At 64.0% G+C, this 17,851-nt stretch carries 20 protein-coding genes and 1 pseudogene; 12 read left to right on the top strand and 9 right to left on the bottom strand.

Features of this window, described 5'->3' with window-relative positions; translation table 11 throughout:
• Positions 1 to 239: 239 nt before the first annotated feature.
• The 3 genes from GGQ68_RS17730 to GGQ68_RS17720 are packed head-to-tail and all read left to right on the top strand — an operon-like array spanning position 240 to position 1,880.
• Positions 240 to 680, top strand: a complete 441-nt coding sequence (locus tag GGQ68_RS17730) for a flagellar biosynthesis regulator FlaF (protein ID WP_183968364.1) — start codon at positions 240 to 242, stop codon at positions 678 to 680.
• Positions 649 to 1,059, top strand: a complete 411-nt coding sequence (locus GGQ68_RS17725; RefSeq protein WP_183968362.1) for a flagellar biosynthesis repressor FlbT — start codon at positions 649 to 651, stop codon at positions 1,057 to 1,059. Before GGQ68_RS17730 ends, GGQ68_RS17725 begins: the two co-directional genes overlap by 32 nt.
• Entirely contained in the window at positions 1,056 to 1,880 is an 825-nt protein-coding gene (locus tag GGQ68_RS17720; protein WP_183968360.1) for a DUF1217 domain-containing protein, read from the top strand. The genes GGQ68_RS17725 and GGQ68_RS17720 overlap by 4 nt, the downstream gene beginning before the upstream one ends.
• Positions 1,881 to 1,882: 2 nt before the next feature.
• Here the strand turns inward: GGQ68_RS17720 and GGQ68_RS17715 are convergent, their stop codons facing one another.
• Genes GGQ68_RS17715 through fliF form a run of 5 tightly spaced genes read right to left on the bottom strand, consistent with a single transcriptional unit; the run spans position 1,883 to position 6,522 of the window.
• Positions 1,883 to 2,941: a flagellar motor switch protein FliG gene (locus GGQ68_RS17715; protein ID WP_183968358.1), complete on the bottom strand. Its 1,059-nt coding sequence runs from the start codon at positions 2,939 to 2,941 to the stop codon at positions 1,883 to 1,885.
• A gap of 20 nt (positions 2,942 to 2,961) precedes the next feature.
• Positions 2,962 to 3,810, bottom strand: a complete 849-nt coding sequence (gene fliP, locus GGQ68_RS17710) for a flagellar type III secretion system pore protein FliP (RefSeq protein WP_183968356.1) — start codon at positions 3,808 to 3,810, stop codon at positions 2,962 to 2,964.
• Positions 3,807 to 4,160, bottom strand: a complete 354-nt coding sequence (locus tag GGQ68_RS17705; protein WP_183968354.1) for a FliM/FliN family flagellar motor switch protein — start codon at positions 4,158 to 4,160, stop codon at positions 3,807 to 3,809. Before GGQ68_RS17705 ends, fliP begins: the two co-directional genes overlap by 4 nt.
• Complete coding sequence (locus tag GGQ68_RS17700; RefSeq protein ID WP_183968352.1) at positions 4,157 to 4,831, bottom strand: FliH/SctL family protein; 675 nt, start codon at positions 4,829 to 4,831, stop codon at positions 4,157 to 4,159. Before GGQ68_RS17700 ends, GGQ68_RS17705 begins: the two co-directional genes overlap by 4 nt.
• Complete coding sequence (gene fliF, locus GGQ68_RS17695) at positions 4,828 to 6,522, bottom strand: flagellar basal-body MS-ring/collar protein FliF (protein WP_183968350.1); 1,695 nt, start codon at positions 6,520 to 6,522, stop codon at positions 4,828 to 4,830. The genes GGQ68_RS17700 and fliF overlap by 4 nt, the downstream gene beginning before the upstream one ends.
• A 144-nt stretch (positions 6,523 to 6,666) precedes the next feature.
• Between fliF and GGQ68_RS17690 the strand changes: the two genes are divergently transcribed.
• Genes GGQ68_RS17690 through GGQ68_RS17675 form a run of 4 tightly spaced genes read left to right on the top strand, consistent with a single transcriptional unit; the run spans position 6,667 to position 9,102 of the window.
• Positions 6,667 to 7,221 (top strand): flagellar basal body-associated FliL family protein, encoded by a 555-nt coding sequence (locus GGQ68_RS17690; RefSeq protein WP_183968348.1) that lies wholly within the window; start codon positions 6,667 to 6,669, stop codon positions 7,219 to 7,221.
• Complete coding sequence (locus tag GGQ68_RS17685) at positions 7,218 to 8,159, top strand: flagellar motor switch protein FliM (RefSeq protein ID WP_183968346.1); 942 nt, start codon at positions 7,218 to 7,220, stop codon at positions 8,157 to 8,159. Before GGQ68_RS17690 ends, GGQ68_RS17685 begins: the two co-directional genes overlap by 4 nt.
• A complete protein-coding gene (locus tag GGQ68_RS17680; protein ID WP_183968344.1) occupies positions 8,143 to 8,478 on the top strand; it encodes a flagellar motor switch protein in 336 nt (111 codons plus the stop codon). Before GGQ68_RS17685 ends, GGQ68_RS17680 begins: the two co-directional genes overlap by 17 nt.
• A gap of 6 nt (positions 8,479 to 8,484) precedes the next feature.
• Complete coding sequence (locus tag GGQ68_RS17675; RefSeq protein WP_183968342.1) at positions 8,485 to 9,102, top strand: MotE family protein; 618 nt, start codon at positions 8,485 to 8,487, stop codon at positions 9,100 to 9,102.
• 143 nt (positions 9,103 to 9,245) lie between these two features.
• On the opposite strand, the gene GGQ68_RS17670 is transcribed toward GGQ68_RS17675, so the two are convergent.
• The 4 genes from GGQ68_RS17670 to GGQ68_RS17655 are packed head-to-tail and all read right to left on the bottom strand — an operon-like array spanning position 9,246 to position 13,696.
• On the bottom strand, positions 9,246 to 10,091 hold the full coding sequence (locus tag GGQ68_RS17670) for a DUF296 domain-containing protein (RefSeq protein WP_183968340.1): 846 nt from the start codon (positions 10,089 to 10,091) through the stop codon (positions 9,246 to 9,248).
• The gene (locus tag GGQ68_RS17665) at positions 10,088 to 11,701 is read right to left on the bottom strand and encodes an acyl-CoA synthetase (RefSeq protein ID WP_183968338.1); all 1,614 of its coding nucleotides are present in this window, start codon (positions 11,699 to 11,701) and stop codon (positions 10,088 to 10,090) included. Before GGQ68_RS17665 ends, GGQ68_RS17670 begins: the two co-directional genes overlap by 4 nt.
• On the bottom strand, positions 11,698 to 12,867 hold the full coding sequence (locus GGQ68_RS17660) for an acetyl-CoA acetyltransferase (RefSeq protein WP_183968336.1): 1,170 nt from the start codon (positions 12,865 to 12,867) through the stop codon (positions 11,698 to 11,700). Before GGQ68_RS17660 ends, GGQ68_RS17665 begins: the two co-directional genes overlap by 4 nt.
• A 10-nt stretch (positions 12,868 to 12,877) precedes the next feature.
• Positions 12,878 to 13,696, bottom strand: a complete 819-nt coding sequence (locus GGQ68_RS17655; RefSeq protein ID WP_183968334.1) for an IclR family transcriptional regulator — start codon at positions 13,694 to 13,696, stop codon at positions 12,878 to 12,880.
• Positions 13,697 to 13,891: 195 nt separating this feature from the next.
• On the opposite strand from GGQ68_RS17655, the gene GGQ68_RS17650 reads away from it, so the two are divergent.
• From GGQ68_RS17650 to GGQ68_RS17630, 5 genes and pseudogenes are all read left to right on the top strand, one after another.
• Positions 13,892 to 14,893 carry a DctP family TRAP transporter solute-binding subunit gene (locus GGQ68_RS17650; RefSeq protein WP_183968332.1) on the top strand — a complete coding sequence of 334 codons (1,002 nt, stop codon included), beginning with the start codon at positions 13,892 to 13,894 and terminating at the stop codon, positions 14,891 to 14,893.
• Positions 14,894 to 14,959: 66 nt separating this feature from the next.
• Positions 14,960 to 15,448, top strand: coding sequence for a TRAP transporter small permease (locus GGQ68_RS17645; protein WP_183968330.1), 489 nt, complete (start codon positions 14,960 to 14,962; stop codon positions 15,446 to 15,448).
• Complete coding sequence (locus GGQ68_RS17640) at positions 15,441 to 16,769, top strand: TRAP transporter large permease (RefSeq protein WP_183968327.1); 1,329 nt, start codon at positions 15,441 to 15,443, stop codon at positions 16,767 to 16,769. The genes GGQ68_RS17645 and GGQ68_RS17640 overlap by 8 nt, the downstream gene beginning before the upstream one ends.
• Positions 16,770 to 16,779: 10 nt before the next feature.
• On the top strand, positions 16,780 to 17,544 hold the full coding sequence (locus tag GGQ68_RS17635) for an SDR family NAD(P)-dependent oxidoreductase (RefSeq protein WP_183968325.1): 765 nt from the start codon (positions 16,780 to 16,782) through the stop codon (positions 17,542 to 17,544).
• A 99-nt stretch (positions 17,545 to 17,643) separates the two neighbouring features.
• Positions 17,644 to 17,754: pseudogene (locus GGQ68_RS17630) on the top strand (IS5/IS1182 family transposase); the annotation flags it as partial.
• Positions 17,755 to 17,851: the final 97 nt, after the last annotated feature.

Genomic DNA, 17,851 nt, shown 5'->3' with positions numbered 1-17,851 from the left:
CTGCAGTCCCTGCAGGTGCAGCAGCAGCTCGCGACCCAGTCCCTGTCGATCGCCAACTCGGCGCCGCAGAACATCCTGTCGCTCTTCCGCTGATCGTGACCGTGGGCTAAGGTCCACGGATGGCAAGATGGCCGGTGGGCGCCCGTGGCGCCCACCCTCCCTGGCCGGAGCCGCGGACCAACCGGGCCCGGAATTCGACAGACCTCGCAAACCGTCGGGGGCATAAAGGCAGAAATCGAATGAGCATCTCGGCATACAAACGCACGATCCGCGAAAGCGCTTCGCCCAAGCAGATTGAAGCACGGGTGTTTGCCCGCGTGACAGGCAGCATGGAGCAGCACAGCGCGGACTGGAGCGCGGCGCGCGGCGACAATGTCGCCCGGAGCGCCATCCTTGCGCACGGACTTCGCGACGCTGTGGCTGAAAACCGTGTTCTCTGGAGCCGACTGGGCAGCGATCTGGCGGACAGCAACAACCGGCTACCGGCCGCGCTGCGCGCCAACCTGCTGTCGATCGCGCTTTGGGTTGATCGCACCAGCGGTGTCGTGATTGGTGGCGGTGAGGGGCTTCAGGCCCTGATCGACGTGAACAAGAATATCCTGGGCGGCCTCAGCGGTCTGGCCCCGGCTCCAGCAGCGGTGGACCAAGATGGCACTCAATCTCACGCTCAAGCCGTTTGAACGGTTCGTCGTCAACGGCTGCATGATGCGCAACGGTGGGCGCAAGTCGACGATCACCGTCGAGAACCGTGCGGACATCATCCGGGAGACCGACCTTTTGAAACCGGACGCGGCCTCGACGCCGGTGCGGACGGTGTATTTCCTGATCCAGAACGCGCTGATCGAACCGGCGCGCCGGGACCGCCTGACCAAGGAAATCCAGAGCCGCCTCGGCGCATTGGTGCCCGTGTTCGGTGAACAGCTGCGCGGCCACGTTTTCGAGGCCGCCAACAACGTCAGCAAGGGCGAATATTTCAGCGCGTTGCGCAACCTGCACCCGCTGATGCGGCGCGAGGATGACGTGTTCGGCGCACCCGGAACGGAACCCGCGGGCGCATGATCTCTATCTCGGGCATGTCCGGCATCGTGGCGTTGCAGCTTGTCAACGCGACGGAGCAGAAGGATCAGGAATTGATCCGCAAGGCGCCGCAGCACGCCCGCGAAATCGACTATTTCCTCGACAATATTGGTGATGTCGAAAACGTCGAAGATCTGACGGAGGACTATCGGCTCTATAGTTTCGTGATGAAGGCCTACGACCTCGAGGACCAGATTTTCGGCAAGGCGATGATGGAGAAGGTTCTCAAGAGCGACCCGCTGGAGCCGACCGCGCTGGTGAACCGTCTGACGGATCAGCGGTTCAAGGACTTCCACAAGGCGATGGGATTTGGTCCGGAGGGTGTGGGCAACCGCAACACGTTGAATGCCGCCTGGAAAACCGCCGTCGTCAACAAGTATGTCGACACGCAGTACGTCAACGGGAAGAACGACGAGAGCGAGACCATCGGCACCGTTCTGGAGTTCCGCCGCAAGGCTGCAAGCATCGACTCACCTTTCGACATATTGCGGGACAGCGATCTGTCGGAGTTCTTCCGGACGGCCTTTGGCCTGCCCGAAGCGATGGCCGGTATCGACATCGACCGGCAGGCGGCGGTCATCACCGAGAAGCTCGACCTGAGCACACTGTCGGACCCCGAGGTCGTGGAAGACCTGGTGAAACGCTATGTCGCGATCCGGGAAGCGACCTCGGACACCGCCGTCAGGCGCAACGCTGCCGTGACCCTGCTGTCCGGCGCGCTCGGCGTTGGCTCCGGCAGCTATATTCCGGCGACCATCGACATCGAGGCGATCCAGGGTTTTGGCGGCTACCGCCGCCGCTGAGATCAGAACAGGTTCTCGTCCTCGTCGCCGAAGGGCAGGCGAACCTGGTCCTCGTCGGCCAGCTGTCGGGCATAATCGAGCATCAACGCCTGGGCCGCGTTCACGTCGCGGCGCCGCACCGGTCCCATGCTCTCCATCTCTTCGGTCAGCATGTCGCGCGACCGCGCCGGCAACGCATTCAGGAACGCGGTCCGCGCGTTCTCGGTCGCACCGCGCAACGCCGTGGGCAGCGTGTTTCCCGGCACGCCGCGCATGACCTTGGCCAGGTCCAGCGCCTCCATTCTCGACAGGTCCTCGAAGGTGAACATCTTGGCGCGGATCGCATTGAAGGTGTCGGGGATCTTCTCCTCAAGCTCCAGCGCCATGCTGTCAAACGCATTGCGATCAAGCTTGTTGAACAGGTCGGCCATCTTCTTGTGCTGTTCGGCGGTGGTCGGCTGTGCGCCCGCGTTCATGATGTCCGCCTGCAGGGATTCCTCGATCTGCTGCATCATGTGATGCGGCACGGCCTCCATGCGGATCATCCGTTCTACCACGTCGTTCATCTTTTCCGGGCCGAGCAGCGGCAGCACCTTGGCCGCCACGTCCGTGTTCACATTCGACAGGATCGCGGCGATGGTCTGCTCGTGTTCACCCTTCAGGTAGTTGGCGATGACGTTTTCCGACATGGTGTTGAACCGCGCCCAGAGATCCCGTTCCTTGAGCGGGCCGCGGATGTCCTTGAGGATGCCATCCACCTTGTCGCCGGGCATGAGGGAGCGCAGCAGGTTTTCCGCAGCAGAAAAGGAGCCGACCACCCCGCCCCCGTTGGTGATGCCTTGCACGAAATCGGTGAGCACCTCCTCGACCGTATCGGAGGAGATTGATCCAAGACCCGACATGGCGCGGGTCATCTGCTGGATCTCTTCCTCGTCGAGCTGCTGCAACAGCGCCGAGCCACGCTTTTCGCCAAGCGACAGGAACAGCACCGCGGCCTTTTGCGGCCCGGTGAGCTTGCGTGGCCGGCGTGCCGGCTTGCCGGAATGTGTCGTGTTCGTCCGCTTGACGTCAGCCACAGCCATGTCGTGCCCCCTTTTTCACGTCAGCCACCGCCGACCAGCGGCAGGTAGCTTTCCATCAAAGACCCGGCCAGCATGTACCAGCCGTCGATCAATACGAAGAAGATCACCTTGAACGGCAAGGAGATCAGGACCGGTGGCAGCATCATCATGCCAGCGCTCATCAGCACGGACGCCACGATCAGGTCGATCACCAGGAAAGGCAGGTAGATCAGGAACCCGATGGAAAAGGCCCGGCGCAATTCGGAGATAACGAAGGCGGGGACCAGTTCGCGCCAGCCCACGTCCTCGACCGTTTCCGGTAGGGGGGCGTTTTCTTCCGGTGCAAGGCTGCCGTTGCCGCGTGCGGCAATGTCCCGGAACAGGGCCAGATCCTTGTCTCGCGTGTTGACATACATGAACTGCTTGAACGGATCCCCGATCCGCACAAGAGCCTGTTCCTCGGTGATCGAATTGGCCATCAGCGGCTGCACGCCCCCCTCCCATGCGTCCTCGAACACCGGCTGCATGACGAAGAAGGTCATGAACAGCGCCATGGAGGTCAGCACCATGTTGGGCGGTGTCTGGTTCAGGCCAAGGGCAGAGCGCAGCATCGAGAAGACGATCACGAACCGCGTGAAGCTTGTCATGATGACAAGCAGACCCGGCGCCAGCGACAGCACGGTGATCGCGGCGATGAGCTGGATGATGCGCCCGGACAGGCTGGCACGTTCATCCGATCCCTCCGGCGCCGCGCCGAGGGCATCGCCCAACGCGCCGAGGAGGTCGGAGCCGGCGGCCTGCGCCTCTGCCTGGGTGGCGGCCAGCAGGAAAAACCCCACGGCCAGAAGGCCGGGGAAGAGTGCTTCGGGAAGGCCGCCGTGTCGGGTCATGCCTCGGACACGTAGTCCTTGACGATCTCGATCAGGGAGACGCCGAGGCGGTCGTCTTCGAGTTTCACCAGATCGCCGCGTGCCACCAGCCGGTCGTTGATGACCACCTCGACCGGCTGTCCGATACTCTTGTCCAGCTCGATGATCGAGCCTCGGCTCAGCTTGAGCAGCTGCGCAATGGGCATCCGGGTCTGTCCCAGCACGATCTGCACGTTCAGCCCGACATTGAGCATCGCGTCGATCGTGCTGGCGTTGCCGGTGTCGCCTGCCTTGGCCGCGGCTTCCTCGGCCACGGCCTGCACGACAGTGGCATTTTCGGGGGCCTGTTCCTGTTCGTGCTCTTCGCTCATGTCCTGCTCTCCTGCGTGTCCTGTCCGAGGCTGCGTGCGATGTCTTCCTGCGTGCGACCCAACGAAGACAGGACGCGCGCGCAGATGTCCCGAAAGCTGTAGGTCATGACGCCGTGATCCCATTCCGCCCTTACGTCACCGGTCCCGAGCTCGGGGTCCGCCTTGATGTCGAGGCGGCCGCCAAGACCCGCAAGCCGCGCGGCCTTGCGGACCTCCTCGCCGGAGGTGTCGAGAGCGTCGGGGGCAAACCAGATGCGCAGGACGGCCGATCCGAGCGCCATGCGGATCGCGTTTCGCGCTTCGCGCTCCGCCTGTTTCGGCGCGAGGTGCGCAGAGACGTCGGGCGCAAGCCGTTCAAAGACGTCCAGAACGAAGCCGACCATCTGCGCCTCCAACGCGGCGCGGTGCGAATCCGCCCCTGCGATCAATTCGGTCAGCGCCGGGGCGACGGCCTCCAGCGCGCTGAGTTGTCGCTGGCTCGCCGAGGTCTGGGTCGCCTGCAACGTTTCTGCCTGCCCCTGCGCAAGTCCGGCCTCCAGCCCTTCGCGGTGCGCGCGGGCTACGGCTTCGTCGAGTTCCGCACGGGTGAAGATGGCGCCGATCACCGGCTCCTCGCCACGCTGCGTCGCCTCCTGCTTGGCGTCGAAATTGCGTTCGAAGATATAACTCATGTCTTCGGCCACTCCGCCAGCCAGGAGCGAACGACGGTCACGGCGCCGTCAGGTTCCCGTTCGATCAACTCGCTGACGGTGTTGATGAGGCCCCGCGGGACGCCCCCTTGCACCGCCGCCAGTTCCACCATGTCATCGGAACCGGGCGGCAGCGGATCGAGGATCGTGCCGGTCTGGTAGACGGGCTGTCCGCCTGCGGTGCGCCCCGTGGACGCCGCCGCGGAAGACGATGTGCTGCCTTGGGTCTGTGCAGTCAGGTTGCCGGCTTGCGGCAGGCTCGGCAAAGCGCCGGATCCGCTGGCATCGGCCAAGGCGGGCTGGTCGAACACCCGGTTCAGCACGGGCCGCACGCCGAGGCCGAGGACCGCTGCGACCAGCGCCAGAGCAAAGGTTCCGCGCAGGATGGTGCCGGTGTTCTCCGACAGGACCTGCCCGAACCCGCGCGAGACGGGCTCCCCGACGTCCATCGAGTAATCCATGAATCGCAGGCTCACCACCTCGACGCTGTCGCCGCGCGCCTCGTCGAAGCCGATGGCGCTCTGGACCAGGGCCTCAAGCCGTTGCAGTTCCTCTGCGCTGCGTTCCTCGTATTCGACGTCACCGCCGCCTTGCACGTTGTAGATGCCGTTCACCAGCACAGCGACGGAGACCTTCTCGATATCACCCGGTTCGCGCACGGTTTCCGAAGAGGTGCCACCGATCTCGTAGTTGACGATCTCGTTGGTGCTGTTGGAGCTGTTGCGATTGCCACCGGGCACGTCGTCGGCCAGCGCGGCGGGGATGTCATCGGCAACGCCGACCTCGCCGGACCCGGCGCGCTGATCCTCGCGGGTCTCTTCGCGGGTCTCGGTGGAGCGCACGACGCGCTGGTCCGGATCGTAGGTCTGTTCGCGGAGCACCTGCCGTTCGGTGGTCAGATCGACACTGACCTGAACCCGCGCGTTTCCGGCGCCGACGCGGGCGCTGAGGATCTGGGCGATCCGCTGACCCAGCCGGTCTTCGATCTGCGCGCGTGCCGATTGCAGGGAGGCTTCGCTGCCCGCGTCGCCATCGTCGGCGAGAATGGTCTCGCCGGACGCGGAAAGAACCGTGACCTGCGTCGGGGCGAGGTCTGGTACGGCGGAGGCCACCAACGAGCGGATCGAACGCGCATGACGGACCCCGATCTGACGCGTGCCACGCACGATGACCGAGGCCGAGGGGCGCGGCCGCTCCCGCGAGAACGGCTCCCGCTCGGGCAGGACAAGGTGCACACGGGCGGCCTCGACACCGTCGATGGTCTGGATGGAGCGGGCCAGTTCACCTTCCATCGCGCGGGCGCGGTTCACCCGCTGCATGAAGGTGTTCATGCCAAGGCCGCTGGTCTCGTCGAAGATTTCCCAGCCGGGGGTGCCATCATTCGGAAGCCCGGCCCCCGCCAGCTCCATGCGTGCACGGGCCATATCCTCGGCGGGAACGCTCACTGCGGTGCCCGCCATGTCCGTTCGGGATCGGATGCCTGCCTGTTCCAGCGAGTCGACCATGCGCCCGGCTTCTGCGGGGGACAGGTCGCGATAGAGCGAAACGTATTCCGGTGTGGTCACGGCGGACAACCCGAAGAACACGGCGACGATCATCGCCAACCCGGCACCGCCGAGCACGGTCAGCCGCTGCCAGCCCAGCGATTTCAGATTGTCGAGTATGCCTTGCACGGGGTCTGCTTCTTTCCAAGTTATGGCCAAGGATAAACATAATTAATCTTGTCCGGCAAGAACTGGATGGGCTTTTATACTTGCTTTAACGAGCAGCGGTGCGCATGTTGGGTCAAGATTAGAACAAGTTGAAGATAAGGGGCGATGGCGGAGACTTCCGGAGCATCCCAAGGCGGCAAGACGCCGAAGAAGACATTGGTGCTGCGGCTCGTGGCGCTGGTCTTGCTGTGTGCCGCGGCGCTCGCCGGCGGTGTCGCGGTGTCTGCCGGTCCTGATCGCGTGATGGCGCTCCTCGGCTTTGCGAAGAGCGCTGACAACGATGAGGCGGCGCAGCCAGCGGAAGATGACGCGTCGGCGTCCCACGGCCTGCCCCGCGAGCATATCATCGTGACGCCCTTCCAGGAAATCATCGTCAACATCACCGCAACCACCGCCACCGGGCGGGAGACCTCGCGGTTCCTCAAGCTCAACCTCGCGTTGGCCTATGACGACCGCATCGCCGGGGCCGAGAACATCGAGGCCCGCAAGCTGTTCCTGCGCGACAGCTTCCAGGAGTATCTGCGGCAGCTCAACGAGGATGATCTGAGAGGCTCGATCGGGCTGGTCCGGCTCAAGTCGGAACTGCTGCGACGGGCGCGGGCAATTTCAGACAGCGACGCGCCCCAGGAATTCCTCATCGCGGACCTCATCGTACAATGACCTCCCGGCAGCCCCCGATACCCGACACGCGCGCCGTCGAAGAGCTGATCGTCGAACGTGCCAAGCTGTCCTACGCGCGGCTTCCGATGCTGGAAGTGGTGTTCGACCGTTTTGCGCTGTCGCTGGCCCAGACCCTGAAAAGCTATCTCGGCGCCATGGTCGATGTCAGCCTGTCGAAGGTCGACTACCTCAGTTGCCAGGATGCGTTGAAGGATCAGCCGAACCCCTCGCTCATCTCTGTGACCACGGCGGAGGAATGGGGTGGGACCGTCGCCGTCATCCTGCGTCCGGAGCTGTTGTTCGGCATAATCGAGATCACCTTTGGCGGGCGCACGGCATCGGTCGGGGAAAAGAAATCGCGTAATTTCACCAGCATCGAAAAACGTGTGGGGCAGAATTTCACCGACACCGTGCTGCGTGAACTTTCCGGCGCCTTTGCCAAGGTCAGTCCGGTGCGGTTCGAGATCAGCCATCTTGAAACGAACCCCAAAGCGTTGCTGCTTGCGCCGCCGACCAGCGCCTGCGTGCGCGCGACGCTCTCTGTAGATATAGAGGGTCGCCGGGGCGAGATGGTCTTTGTGCTGCCCAATACGGCCTTCGAGACTGTCAGTCATATCCTGTCGCAACAGTTCACCGGCGGCCAGCTTGGCGGGGACAGCGGTTGGCGGTTGAAGATGACCGACATGCTGAACCTGACAAATGTCCCGGTCACCGCGGTGCTCGGGCAATCCAGCCTGTCGCTGCGCGAGGTGCTCGGCTGGGCGCCGGGCCAGGTGCTCGACCTTGGCTTGCGGGTGGATGACCCAGTCACGCTGACCTGCGCCGGCGAGAAGATCGCGCTGGCCGAAGTGGGTCATCGCAAGAACGGCCGGATCGCGCTGAAACTCTCGGACAAACTCTACCACGAAGAGGAAACCCCCGATGTCTTTCCTGATTGATATCGCTATCCTTGTGTTGCTTGTCGGCACGCTGACCTATGCTTGGCTGGTGGATCGCCGCGTGCGCACCCTGATGCACGTCCTCAGGGAGATGGAGCCAATGATCGGCGATTTCTCCGCCGCGGTCGACCGCAGCGAAAGCTCGGTTTCGGCGCTACGCTCCCTTGGTCAGAAGGCCGAGCCGGAGCGCCAGCGCGAGGAGCCGTCCTTTCGCAGCACGCGTGAACGTCCCAAGCGCCCCGCCGGAGCGACCAAGGCCACGGGCAAGTCCGAACTGGTGCGGGGGTTCTTCGAAACTGTCCGTGAACGCGAGGCCTGATCCGCGATGCGTCCGATTTCCCTTGTTCTGGGCGGTCTCGCCGTTGCTGTGGCGGCCAAGATCGGCGTGACCTTGATGGAGCAGCCAAGCTTCGACAATGCCTCTCCCATCCAGCGCGCGTCGCTTGTTTCGGCGGCCTCCGCTGCAGAGGAGGCCGCGCCCAAGCCCGTCGCGGCACCCGAGCCGAAGGTTTGCGAGGCGCCGGAGGATCTGCTGGAATCGATCCAGCAGGAACGGGCTTTGCTGGAAACCCGGAAACAGCAGCACGCGGAACGTGAGGCCGCGCTTGATCTGCGCGCCGAGACGCTGGAGATAGAACAGCAAAGGCTGGCCGACCTGAAGGCGGAACTCGAAGCGCTGTTGGCCAAGGTCGAGGCCGCCCACACATCGGACGTGGATCGTCTGGTCTCGTTGTATCGCAACATGAAGCCCAAGGAGGCGGCGGCCATCATGAACGACCTCGACATCGAGGTCTCGGTGATGGTGATTGGCACCATGAACGAAAGGGACGCGGCGCCGATCCTCGCCGCGCTGTCGCCGGTGCGGGCGCGGGCGATTTCGCAGATCATCCTGGAGCGATCGAAGCTTCCCGGAGATCAGCGGCTTGACGACATCCGTCTTTGAGCGGGCAGGTCGCCCATGGCGTTGAAGCGTGCCCGCCATGGGCGAATGATCGTCGTGCTCGCCTGCGTCGGATCAGACCTGTGTTGCCCTTCGTACCGCTGATTTGACGACCCGGCACCGCACGGCCTGAAGCGCACGACGGCTCACTCCCCGAGAATCAGAAGCTCCGCCGTGATGCAGGTCCGGTTGCCGTCAGGAGAAAGGGTGCCCCGGGCGGCAACACCGTCAAAGCCGACGGAGCTGGCCTCGATCCGAACCGCCTGTCCATCAAACTCTCCATGGTGCAGCAGGACTTCCGTTGCATAGCTGTCTTGGCACACCTGCTCGAAACTGGTCCGGATCAGGCTTCCGATTCCTTCGATCCGGGCGCGGGGCAGATCGTGTGACACTTGCGGCAGAAGCGCGTGCGGGTTCTCGTTTGGTCCCAGCTTGCACAGCAGCGCGCCGGTCCCGCCCCCTGCCAGGCCCGTCGCAACGGGCGTGAAAAGATCAAATCCTGTCTCCGCGTCCGGCTGCACCTCGAAACGAGCACCGCTCAGACCCCAGCCTTGCGCGGTGACATCCTCCGCCAGGATCGAATCGGGCATCAGCAAATGCCCCATCTGTGTCGCGGGCTCCGGCCCGGACCCGGATGTGTCACGCCACAGGCCGTGACAATGCAGGAACGGCGCGCCGTTCCTGCGTCCAAGGTGCAGTCCTGCCTCGATCAACATCGCCGGGGCGAGGTGACGGGTTTCACTGTACCACGCCGCGCGCCCGTCACCGGGCGCACGAGCCGGGATGACGTAGTCCAGTTGTGTAAAGGGGGCGTCCCGCAGGCGCATGTATCCTGCATCGAAGCCTTCTTTCGCAAAGGCTTCGATCACCGCAAGGTCAAAGGGGCGTCCGGCGGCCAGTCCAAGCGTGACCGGTTGGGCGCGGCAGGGCAGGGCGGTGAACCGCGCCTCCGCTGCCGGGCCCGGATGGGTCAGGGGGGCGGGCAGGCTCATCCGACCGGGGCCGCTTCTGGCAGGTCACCGCGCTCCATGAGGTGTTCGCGGATCAGCTTCTTGGTGATTTTGCCGTAGGCGCTCTTGGGCATTTCCTCCCAGAAGACGACGTGCCTTGGCATCTTGTAGCGCGCGATTTTCGGTCCCAGCCAGTCGATCAGCGCCTCGCCGGAGATGCCATCGCCCCGCGGCACGCAGACCGCAACGCCGATTTCTCCCCAGACGGGATCGGGCACCCCGAGGACGGCCACTTCGGAAACGTCGGGGTGCTGAAGGATCTTTTCCTCGATTTCGCGCGGGTAAATGTTTGATCCGCCGGAGATATACATGTCGGAGGCACGCCCCGTCAGGAAGATGAACCCTTCGGGATCCATATGCCCGAGATCTCCGGTCAGGAACCAGCCATTGCGAAAGCTCTTTGCGTTGGCGTCGGGGTTGTCGAAGTATCCCGCGAAGACCGCGGGACCGATGACTGCGATCTCTCCCGTTTCGCCCGGTGCGACCTCCCGGCCCTCCGCGTCCTGGATCTGCACCTGCATCCCCGTCCGGGCAAAGCCGCAGGAGCCTATCCGCATTTTTGCGTCGTCGATCGAATGGTGCGCCGGAGGCAGGACAGTGATGTTGCCTGTGACTTCGCCCAGGCCGAAATATTGCACCAGCTTGGGGCCGAGTACTTCGAGCGCGCGCACCTGATCGGCACGGTACATGGGCGCACCCGCGTAAATCATGTAGCGCAGGCTGGAGTGGTCGTGATCTTGCGCCGACGGGTGTTCGACAAGCAATTTGACGATGGTCGGGACGGTAAAGAGGTTGCTGACCTTCCAGCGCGCCACCAGCCCCCAGATCTCGTCGGGATCGAACTTGGGGCCGGCCGGAAGTATTGTCTTCACGCCATGCGCCACCTGAGCAAGCTGGTGGATGCCGGCGCCATGGCTGAGCGGGGCCACCACGATGGACGCATCCTCCGGCCCTGTGTCCGGCATGAGGTCGCACAGGTGGTTGGTCACGACAAAGGCCATCTGGCCATGGGTCAGGATCGCGGCCTTTGGGCGCCCCGTGGTGCCGGAGGTGAAGAAGAACCAGCAGGGGTCGTCGCGGAACACGTCGACCGGGGCAGGCCGGTCGTCCATGTGCGCCGAAACGAGGCTTTCGTAATCTTCGCCGAGGCCCTCTCCGATGCCGATCACGAAGTCCAGCCCGTCACACGCGGTGGCGTGTTTGGGAAATTCCGCGCCACACAGAAGGCCCCTCGCCTGGGCGCTCCCGGCCTGGAATGCGAGGTCGTCGGGGGACTGACGAAAATTCGCAGGCACCCAGATCGCGCCGATGCGCCAACAGGCGAACATGGCCTCGAACATCTGGTTGTTGTTGGCCGAGTGCACCAGGAGACGGTCGCCCTTTCGCAGGCCGAACCTTTTGGACAGCGCGGCGGCAAAGGCAGCCGACCGGGCCTCCATCTCGGCCCAGGTCCAGGTCCGTTCGCCCCAGACAAAGCCGATCTCGTCGGGATGACGGCGTGCGCTTTCGGTGAGGAAATGCGCCAGGTTCATCACCCGCGTGGACACCGGGGTCAATCCGCCGGACAGGTCGATGGCTGCGGGCTGGATCATTTCACGCGCTCCAGAATCGACACGTAGTTCGTCACTGCGGCGCCGCCCATGTTGAACACGCCTGCGATCTCCGCGCCGGGGATCTGCATGTCTCCTGCGTCCTCTGTCAGCTGCATCGCGGCCATCACGTGCAGGGAAACGCCAGTTGCGCCGATCGGGTGACCCTTCGACTTCAGCCCGCCGGAGGCGTTGACCGGCAGCTTGCCGTCCTTGGCGGAGATGCCCTCACGGATCACGCGACCGCCTTCGCCGCGCTCGGCCAGGCCCATGGCCTCGTACTCCAGCATTTCGGCCACGGTAAAGCAGTCATGCGTCTCGACGAGGGACAGGTCATCGAGCGTCAGGCCGGACTGCTCGAAGGCCTGCGACCAGGCGCGGCGCGCGCCCGCGAATTCCAGCACGTCGCGGCGGGACAGGGCCATGATTTCGTTGACGTGGCTGCGCGCTCGAAATGCGATGGCACGCTTCATCTCGGCGGCGGTTTCGGCATCGGCCAGCACCAGCACGGCGGCGCCATCGGACACCAGCGAACAGTCGGTGCGGCGCAGCGGCCCTGCCACCAACGGGTTCTTGTCCGACACGGTGTTGCAGAAGGCGGTGCCGAAATCCTTGCGCATGTGCGCCAGCGGGTTCGACATGCCGTTGGCGTGATTCTTGGCGGCGATCATCGCCAGCTCTTCGCTTTTGTCGCCGTAGCGCTGGAAGTAGCTGCCCGCGATCTGGCCGAACAGCCCGGCAAAGCCGCCGCTGATGTCGGCCTCTTCCTTGCGGTAACTCGCGCCCAGCAGGATGTCTCCGACCTCGGCGGTGGGGGTTGCCGTCATCTTTTCGGCCCCCACGACCAGCGCAATCCGGCCCCGTCCGGCGGCGATGAAATCCATCGCACCGTGCAGCGCGGCAGAGCCCGTGGCGCAGGCGTTTTCGTAGCGGGTTGCGGGCGTATGCGCGAACCGCTCATCCCCCATGGCCACAAGCGCGCCCTGGAAATCCTGAGGGGAGAAGCCGTTGTTGAAGACGCCGGCAAAAATGCCGTCCACGTCCTCGGGGGTGATCCCGGCATGGTCCAGCGCCTCGGCGACGGCGGCGGCCATCAGGCTTTCGGTGTCGGGGTGATCGGATTTGCCAAAGGGCGTATGGCCCCAGCCTACGATTTGCGGATCCTGCATTCTGTCCTCCTCAGGTGCGGGGCGGCGCAGCGTGAAGCCGCGCCAGGATTGTCTCGATCGTGCGGGCGCCGGTCTGCAACTGTGCGACAAGCGCGTCACGGCGCGGCGGCTGCATCCGGCTTTCGATGGCGGCCAGCGACAGTGCGCCGACCATTTCGCCGTCCGGGCCCCGCAAGGCCACGCCCAGCCCCCAGGAATCGGCCACCACGAGGCCGGGGTTCAGCGCGTAGCCCTGCGCGCGCGATTGCGTGACCCGGCTGCGCAGCTCCTGCAAAGGCAGCAGCGGGTAATCCTCGGTCAGCCGGGTGGCGTTCAATTCGAGCATCGCCTCGACCTGCGTGTCGGGGAGGGCGGCCAGCATGGCAAGCGATCCGGCCCCGACACCCAGCGGGTGCATGCCCCCCGCCAGCAGTGCGTAGCTGCGAATCGGATAGGTGCCGTCCTCGCGGTGCAGGCAAAGCGCCGACGGCCCGCGCGGAACTGACAGAAAGGCCGCGTCGCCGGTTTCCTGCGCCAGTCTCTTGAGCGTTTCGAGCGATGGCTCCAGCAGCCCGTGACGACGCGCCGCGAAGGTGCCAAGGACGTAGGCCTCCGAACCGAGATAATAGCGGCGGCTTTCAGTGTTCTGTTCAACCATGCCGTTGCGCATCAGGGCCAGCAGCAAACGCCGCAGCGTCGATTTGTTGAGACCGCTCCGGGCGACCAGTTCGGCAAGGCTGGCCCCGTCGTCGGTGCAGCGCCCCACCATGCCCAGAAGCGCCAGCGCGCGGTCCACGCTCTGGCTGCCCGCAGGAGGGTCTGCATCGGTGATGTCCACTTGGCGTTCCATATTATGACCCTTAAAGGATCAATCTCCCACTGCCGTTTTACGAATGTTTCGGGATTTGTATTTGCTTCATTCCCAATATTGCAAGTTCTTGTTGCGCGTGGCAATGAAGGCATTCCACTATATGGATCGCTGGCGGCACGGGGAGGTGCGGTTCGGCGGGGCCAGGATGGCCCGGACTTTGGGAGGACGGATTTGATGTTCGCGAAATTTGGTAAGACTGCCCTGGCCACAATGCTGGCGGGCGCGATGACAGTCGGCACAGCCTCGGCAGAGACGCTACGCCTGTCGCACAACACCGGCGATACCACGACCTGGCAGAAGGGCGCGGACAAGTTCGCGGAGCTGGTTTCCGAGGCGACCGGCGGCGATATCTCCGTGCGCGTGTTCCCCAACGCCCAGCTGGCCGGCGGCGACCAGATGCGTCAGGCCGAGATGGTCGGCCGCGGTGCGCTCGATCTTGTGGTGACCTCCGCGATCAACGTGACGCCACTGGTGCCGGAGATGGCGGCCTTCTCGCTGCCCTATCTCTATGCCGACTACGACCAGGTCGACGCCACCACGCAGGGCGCGCCCGGTGAGCAACTGGCGGAAATCCTTGCAGAAAAGGGCATCATCGTTCTGGCTTGGGGCGAAAACGGTTTCCGGGAAGTGACCAACAACACGCGCCCGGTAAAGAGCCCCGAAGACATGGCTGGCCTGAACATGCGGGTCGCCGGTCCGATGTATATCGACGTGATGAACGCCCTTGGCGCCAACCCCCAGCAGATGCAGTGGAGCGAAACGATGACTGCCCTTCAGCAGGGTGTCGTCGATGGCCAGGAAAATCCGATCGGTGCGGTGATCATTCCGCAACAGGTCTACGAAATGCAGAAATACCTCACGACGTGGCACTACTCCTATGACCCGATTTTCATCGGCATCAGCCAGAAGAAATGGGACAGCTACGACGCTGAGATGCAGGAGACCCTGCGCACCGCCGCCCAGGAGGCCATGAGCTACCAGCGCGACATCAGTCGCGAGGCGACTGCAACGGGGATCGAATTCCTGCGCGACAAGGGCATGGAAGTCTACGAACCTTCTGCCGAGGAGCTGGCCGCATTCAAGGAAGCCACCCAACCCGCATTCGACGAATGGGCGGCGAAAGTCGGCCCGGAGCTGGTGCAAAGCTTCCAGGACGCGATCAACAGCGCCAACTGAGTTCACCGAACGGCGTGTCCCCGACGGGGCACGCCACCCGCTTCTGCCTGAGTTTCGGGAGGCACGATGCCCTTCATCCTGCGCGAGGCCGAGAAGATCATCTGCGCGGTGCTCTTTCTGGCCATGACCTTTCTTGGTTTTGCCAACGTCGTGGTCCGTTACGGCACGCATTACTCGCTCGCCGCGACAGAGGAGCTGCTGACCAACGGCTTTCTGCTGCTGACGATCTTCGGAGCCGCCATTGCGGCACGGCGCGGTGAACACCTGGCCGTCGGACTGGTGCATGATCTGCTCCCCCGTCCCGCGCGGCGCGTTGTCTTTGCCGTTTCGGTGCTCGCCTCGGTGACGCTTCTGGCGCTGTCAGCCTGGTTCTCGTGGCAGGCCATGACCAACATGATGGGCAACGGGATGCGCTCCTACGGGCTGCAGATTCCCGTCTGGTACTACCAGGCCGCCGTGCCCTTCGGCTTTGCGCTCGTGCTGGTGCGCTACCTCCAGCACGCGGTGGTCGTATGGCGAACCGGCTACGACAACGAGGTGATACCGGATGTATGACCTGATCCCCGGATTGCCCGCCGGCACCGAAATGGTGATCCTGTTCTTCATCCTGCTGGCTTTACGCGTGCCGGTGGCCTTTGCACTCGGCCTTTCGGCGCTTTACGCCATGTGGCAGATCGGCTTCGGCCTCGAACTGGCCGGCGATCTGATCGCGACCGGCATATCCAAGTTTTCTCTTATCGCCATTCCGTTCTTCATCCTTGCGGGCACGCTGATGGGGTCCCTCGGCATCGCCGAACGCATGATCCGCTTCTTCCGCGTTCTGATCGGCGGTACGCCCGGAGGCATGGGGGTCGTCGGCACCGTGGTTTGCCTGTTCTGGGGAGCGGTCAGCGGGTCCGGCCCGGCTTCCGTCGCGGCCATCGGCCCGATGATCATCAAGGGCATGGTCGAGGACGGCTACCCGAAAGCCTATGCCGCCGGACTGGTCTGCACCGGTGCCGCGCTGAGCATCGTCATTCCGCCGTCGATCGGCCTGGTGATCTATGGCGTGATCGCGGAAACCTCGATTTCCAAGCTGTTCCTGGCCGCGATCCTGCCCGGCCTGTTCATGGGCCTCATCATGCTGACAACGCTGCCCTTCGCCAAACCTGCGGGCGGCGGTGCGGCCTCGCTTGAGGCGCTCAGCCCGATGCCCTACATGGGCCGGTCCTACGGCGCGCGGCTCTGGCTGTCCTTCAAGGAGAGCTTCTGGGGCCTTATGACCCCGGTGGTGATCCTTGGTGGCATATATTCCGGAGTGTTCACACCGACCGAGGCCGCCCTCGTTGCAACCGTCTACGCCCTGCTGGTCGGTGCTCTGATCTACCGCACACTGACACCCCGTGGGCTCTACGATTCCCTGACGAATGCGGCGGCGTCCTCTGCCACTGTGATGCTCGTGGTGGCCTATGCCAGCCTGTTCGGCTGGGTCGTCACGGTCGAGGACCTGGTCGGCACATATTCCGGCGCACTCCTGGGACTGAGCAGCAACGAGCTGGTGATCCTGCTTGTCATCATGCTGGTCCTGCTGATCGCGGGCATGTTCATGGATCCGGTGACGGTGATGTTCATCTGTCTGCCGATCGTCCTGCCCGTGGTGCGTGAGCTTGGCTGGGATCCCGTCTGGTTCGGCGTGCTGGTCATGGTCAACCTTGCGATCGGCCTTATCACGCCGCCGGTCGGCATCAACCTTTACGTCGCCGCCAACGTGACACGCCTGCCGATCGAGCGCGTGGCAAAAGGCGCGATACCGTTTCTACTGGTCTGCCTGGTCGGGCTGGCCATTATCGCCTTCGTACCACAGCTTTCGCTCGTGCTGCTCGACCAGGCCAACTGAGGAGACCGTCATGACCGACTCATCCGTGCAAAAGACCGCCATCGTCACCGGAGCCGCGCGTGGTATCGGTCTTGCCACGACGAAGCAGTTCCTGGCAGAGGGCCGCCGGGTTGCGATGATCGACCGCGACGCCGAAGCGCTGATGGCAGAGGCCAAGGCACTGGAGAACGTGCTTCCCGTGGTGTGCGACGTGTCGCAGCCCGAACAGGTCACTGCCATGATCGAGCAGGTGGCAGAGACCTTTGGTCGTATCGACGCGCTGGTGAACAACGCGGGCGTCGCCGACTTCGGCCCGATCGAGCAGACGTCCTTCGAGCGGTGGCGGACAGTGATGGCGACGAACCTGGATGGCGTGTTCCTGTGCACTCAGGCGGCGACGGCTGAACTGCGCAAGACCTCCGGTGCCATCGTCAATATCGCGTCGATCTCCGGCCTGCGGGCGTCGACCCTGCGTGTGGCCTATGGCACATCGAAGGCCGGGGTCATTCACCTGACACAGCAGCAGGCCGCCGAACTCGGGGAATACGGCATCCGTGCCAACTGCGTGGCGCCCGGCCCGGTGCGCACAAAGCTCGCCATGGCGGTTCACAGCCAGGAGATCATCGACGCCTACCACGATGCGATCCCGCTGAACCGATATGGCTCCGAGGACGAGATCGCCTCGGTTATCGTGTTTCTTTGCTCGGACCGGGCAAGCTACGTCACGGGCCAGACGATTGCGTCGGACGGTGGTTTCCAGTCGACGGGCGTGGGCCTGCCCGCGCTGCGGACCTGATCAAGATCAAAGCCGGGGACGGTCAGCAGCAGAACCGAACGTCCCGGCAATGTTTGTGTCAGGAGCGTCGGGGGTATGGCCGCTAGCAGCGAACCAAGGGCATATCACCCCTGCAAGTGCCACGACGCCAGTGCCGACCGTGGTACGAATGCCGTCATCCCACCCCGCAAAAACGCCAAGCGGTGGAAGACCGTCACAGCCTGCGCAATACTGTTTTCCATCAGACGCTTCATAACAGAGATCTGGGCCTTGAGCGCTTATTGAAGACCGTCGTCCATGTTCTAGACGATCGCGGAAAAACCCTGCT

This window comes from Sagittula marina, assembly GCF_014196795.1.
GTDB lineage: Bacteria > Pseudomonadota > Alphaproteobacteria > Rhodobacterales > Rhodobacteraceae > Sagittula > Sagittula marina.
This window is presented reverse-complemented; position numbering and strand designations above follow the sequence as displayed.

Coding starts and splice junctions, on each gene's coding strand:
- fliP (WP_183968356.1), bottom strand. CDS start 3,810: ATGACCCGACACGGCGGCCTTCCCGAAGCACTCTTCCCCGGCCTTCTG.
- GGQ68_RS17635 (WP_183968325.1), top strand. CDS start 16,780: ATGACCGACTCATCCGTGCAAAAGACCGCCATCGTCACCGGAGCCGCG.
- GGQ68_RS17680 (WP_183968344.1), top strand. CDS start 8,143: ATGTCTTTCCTGATTGATATCGCTATCCTTGTGTTGCTTGTCGGCACG.
- GGQ68_RS17640 (WP_183968327.1), top strand. CDS start 15,441: ATGTATGACCTGATCCCCGGATTGCCCGCCGGCACCGAAATGGTGATC.
- GGQ68_RS17715 (WP_183968358.1), bottom strand. CDS start 2,941: ATGGCTGTGGCTGACGTCAAGCGGACGAACACGACACATTCCGGCAAG.
- GGQ68_RS17650 (WP_183968332.1), top strand. CDS start 13,892: ATGTTCGCGAAATTTGGTAAGACTGCCCTGGCCACAATGCTGGCGGGC.
- GGQ68_RS17730 (WP_183968364.1), top strand. CDS start 240: ATGAGCATCTCGGCATACAAACGCACGATCCGCGAAAGCGCTTCGCCC.
- GGQ68_RS17655 (WP_183968334.1), bottom strand. CDS start 13,696: ATGGAACGCCAAGTGGACATCACCGATGCAGACCCTCCTGCGGGCAGC.
- GGQ68_RS17705 (WP_183968354.1), bottom strand. CDS start 4,160: ATGAGCGAAGAGCACGAACAGGAACAGGCCCCCGAAAATGCCACTGTC.
- GGQ68_RS17665 (WP_183968338.1), bottom strand. CDS start 11,701: ATGATCCAGCCCGCAGCCATCGACCTGTCCGGCGGATTGACCCCGGTG.
- GGQ68_RS17645 (WP_183968330.1), top strand. CDS start 14,960: ATGCCCTTCATCCTGCGCGAGGCCGAGAAGATCATCTGCGCGGTGCTC.
- GGQ68_RS17675 (WP_183968342.1), top strand. CDS start 8,485: ATGCGTCCGATTTCCCTTGTTCTGGGCGGTCTCGCCGTTGCTGTGGCG.
- GGQ68_RS17685 (WP_183968346.1), top strand. CDS start 7,218: ATGACCTCCCGGCAGCCCCCGATACCCGACACGCGCGCCGTCGAAGAG.
- GGQ68_RS17690 (WP_183968348.1), top strand. CDS start 6,667: ATGGCGGAGACTTCCGGAGCATCCCAAGGCGGCAAGACGCCGAAGAAG.
- GGQ68_RS17660 (WP_183968336.1), bottom strand. CDS start 12,867: ATGCAGGATCCGCAAATCGTAGGCTGGGGCCATACGCCCTTTGGCAAA.
- GGQ68_RS17725 (WP_183968362.1), top strand. CDS start 649: ATGGCACTCAATCTCACGCTCAAGCCGTTTGAACGGTTCGTCGTCAAC.
- GGQ68_RS17720 (WP_183968360.1), top strand. CDS start 1,056: ATGATCTCTATCTCGGGCATGTCCGGCATCGTGGCGTTGCAGCTTGTC.
- GGQ68_RS17700 (WP_183968352.1), bottom strand. CDS start 4,831: ATGAGTTATATCTTCGAACGCAATTTCGACGCCAAGCAGGAGGCGACG.
- GGQ68_RS17670 (WP_183968340.1), bottom strand. CDS start 10,091: ATGAGCCTGCCCGCCCCCCTGACCCATCCGGGCCCGGCAGCGGAGGCG.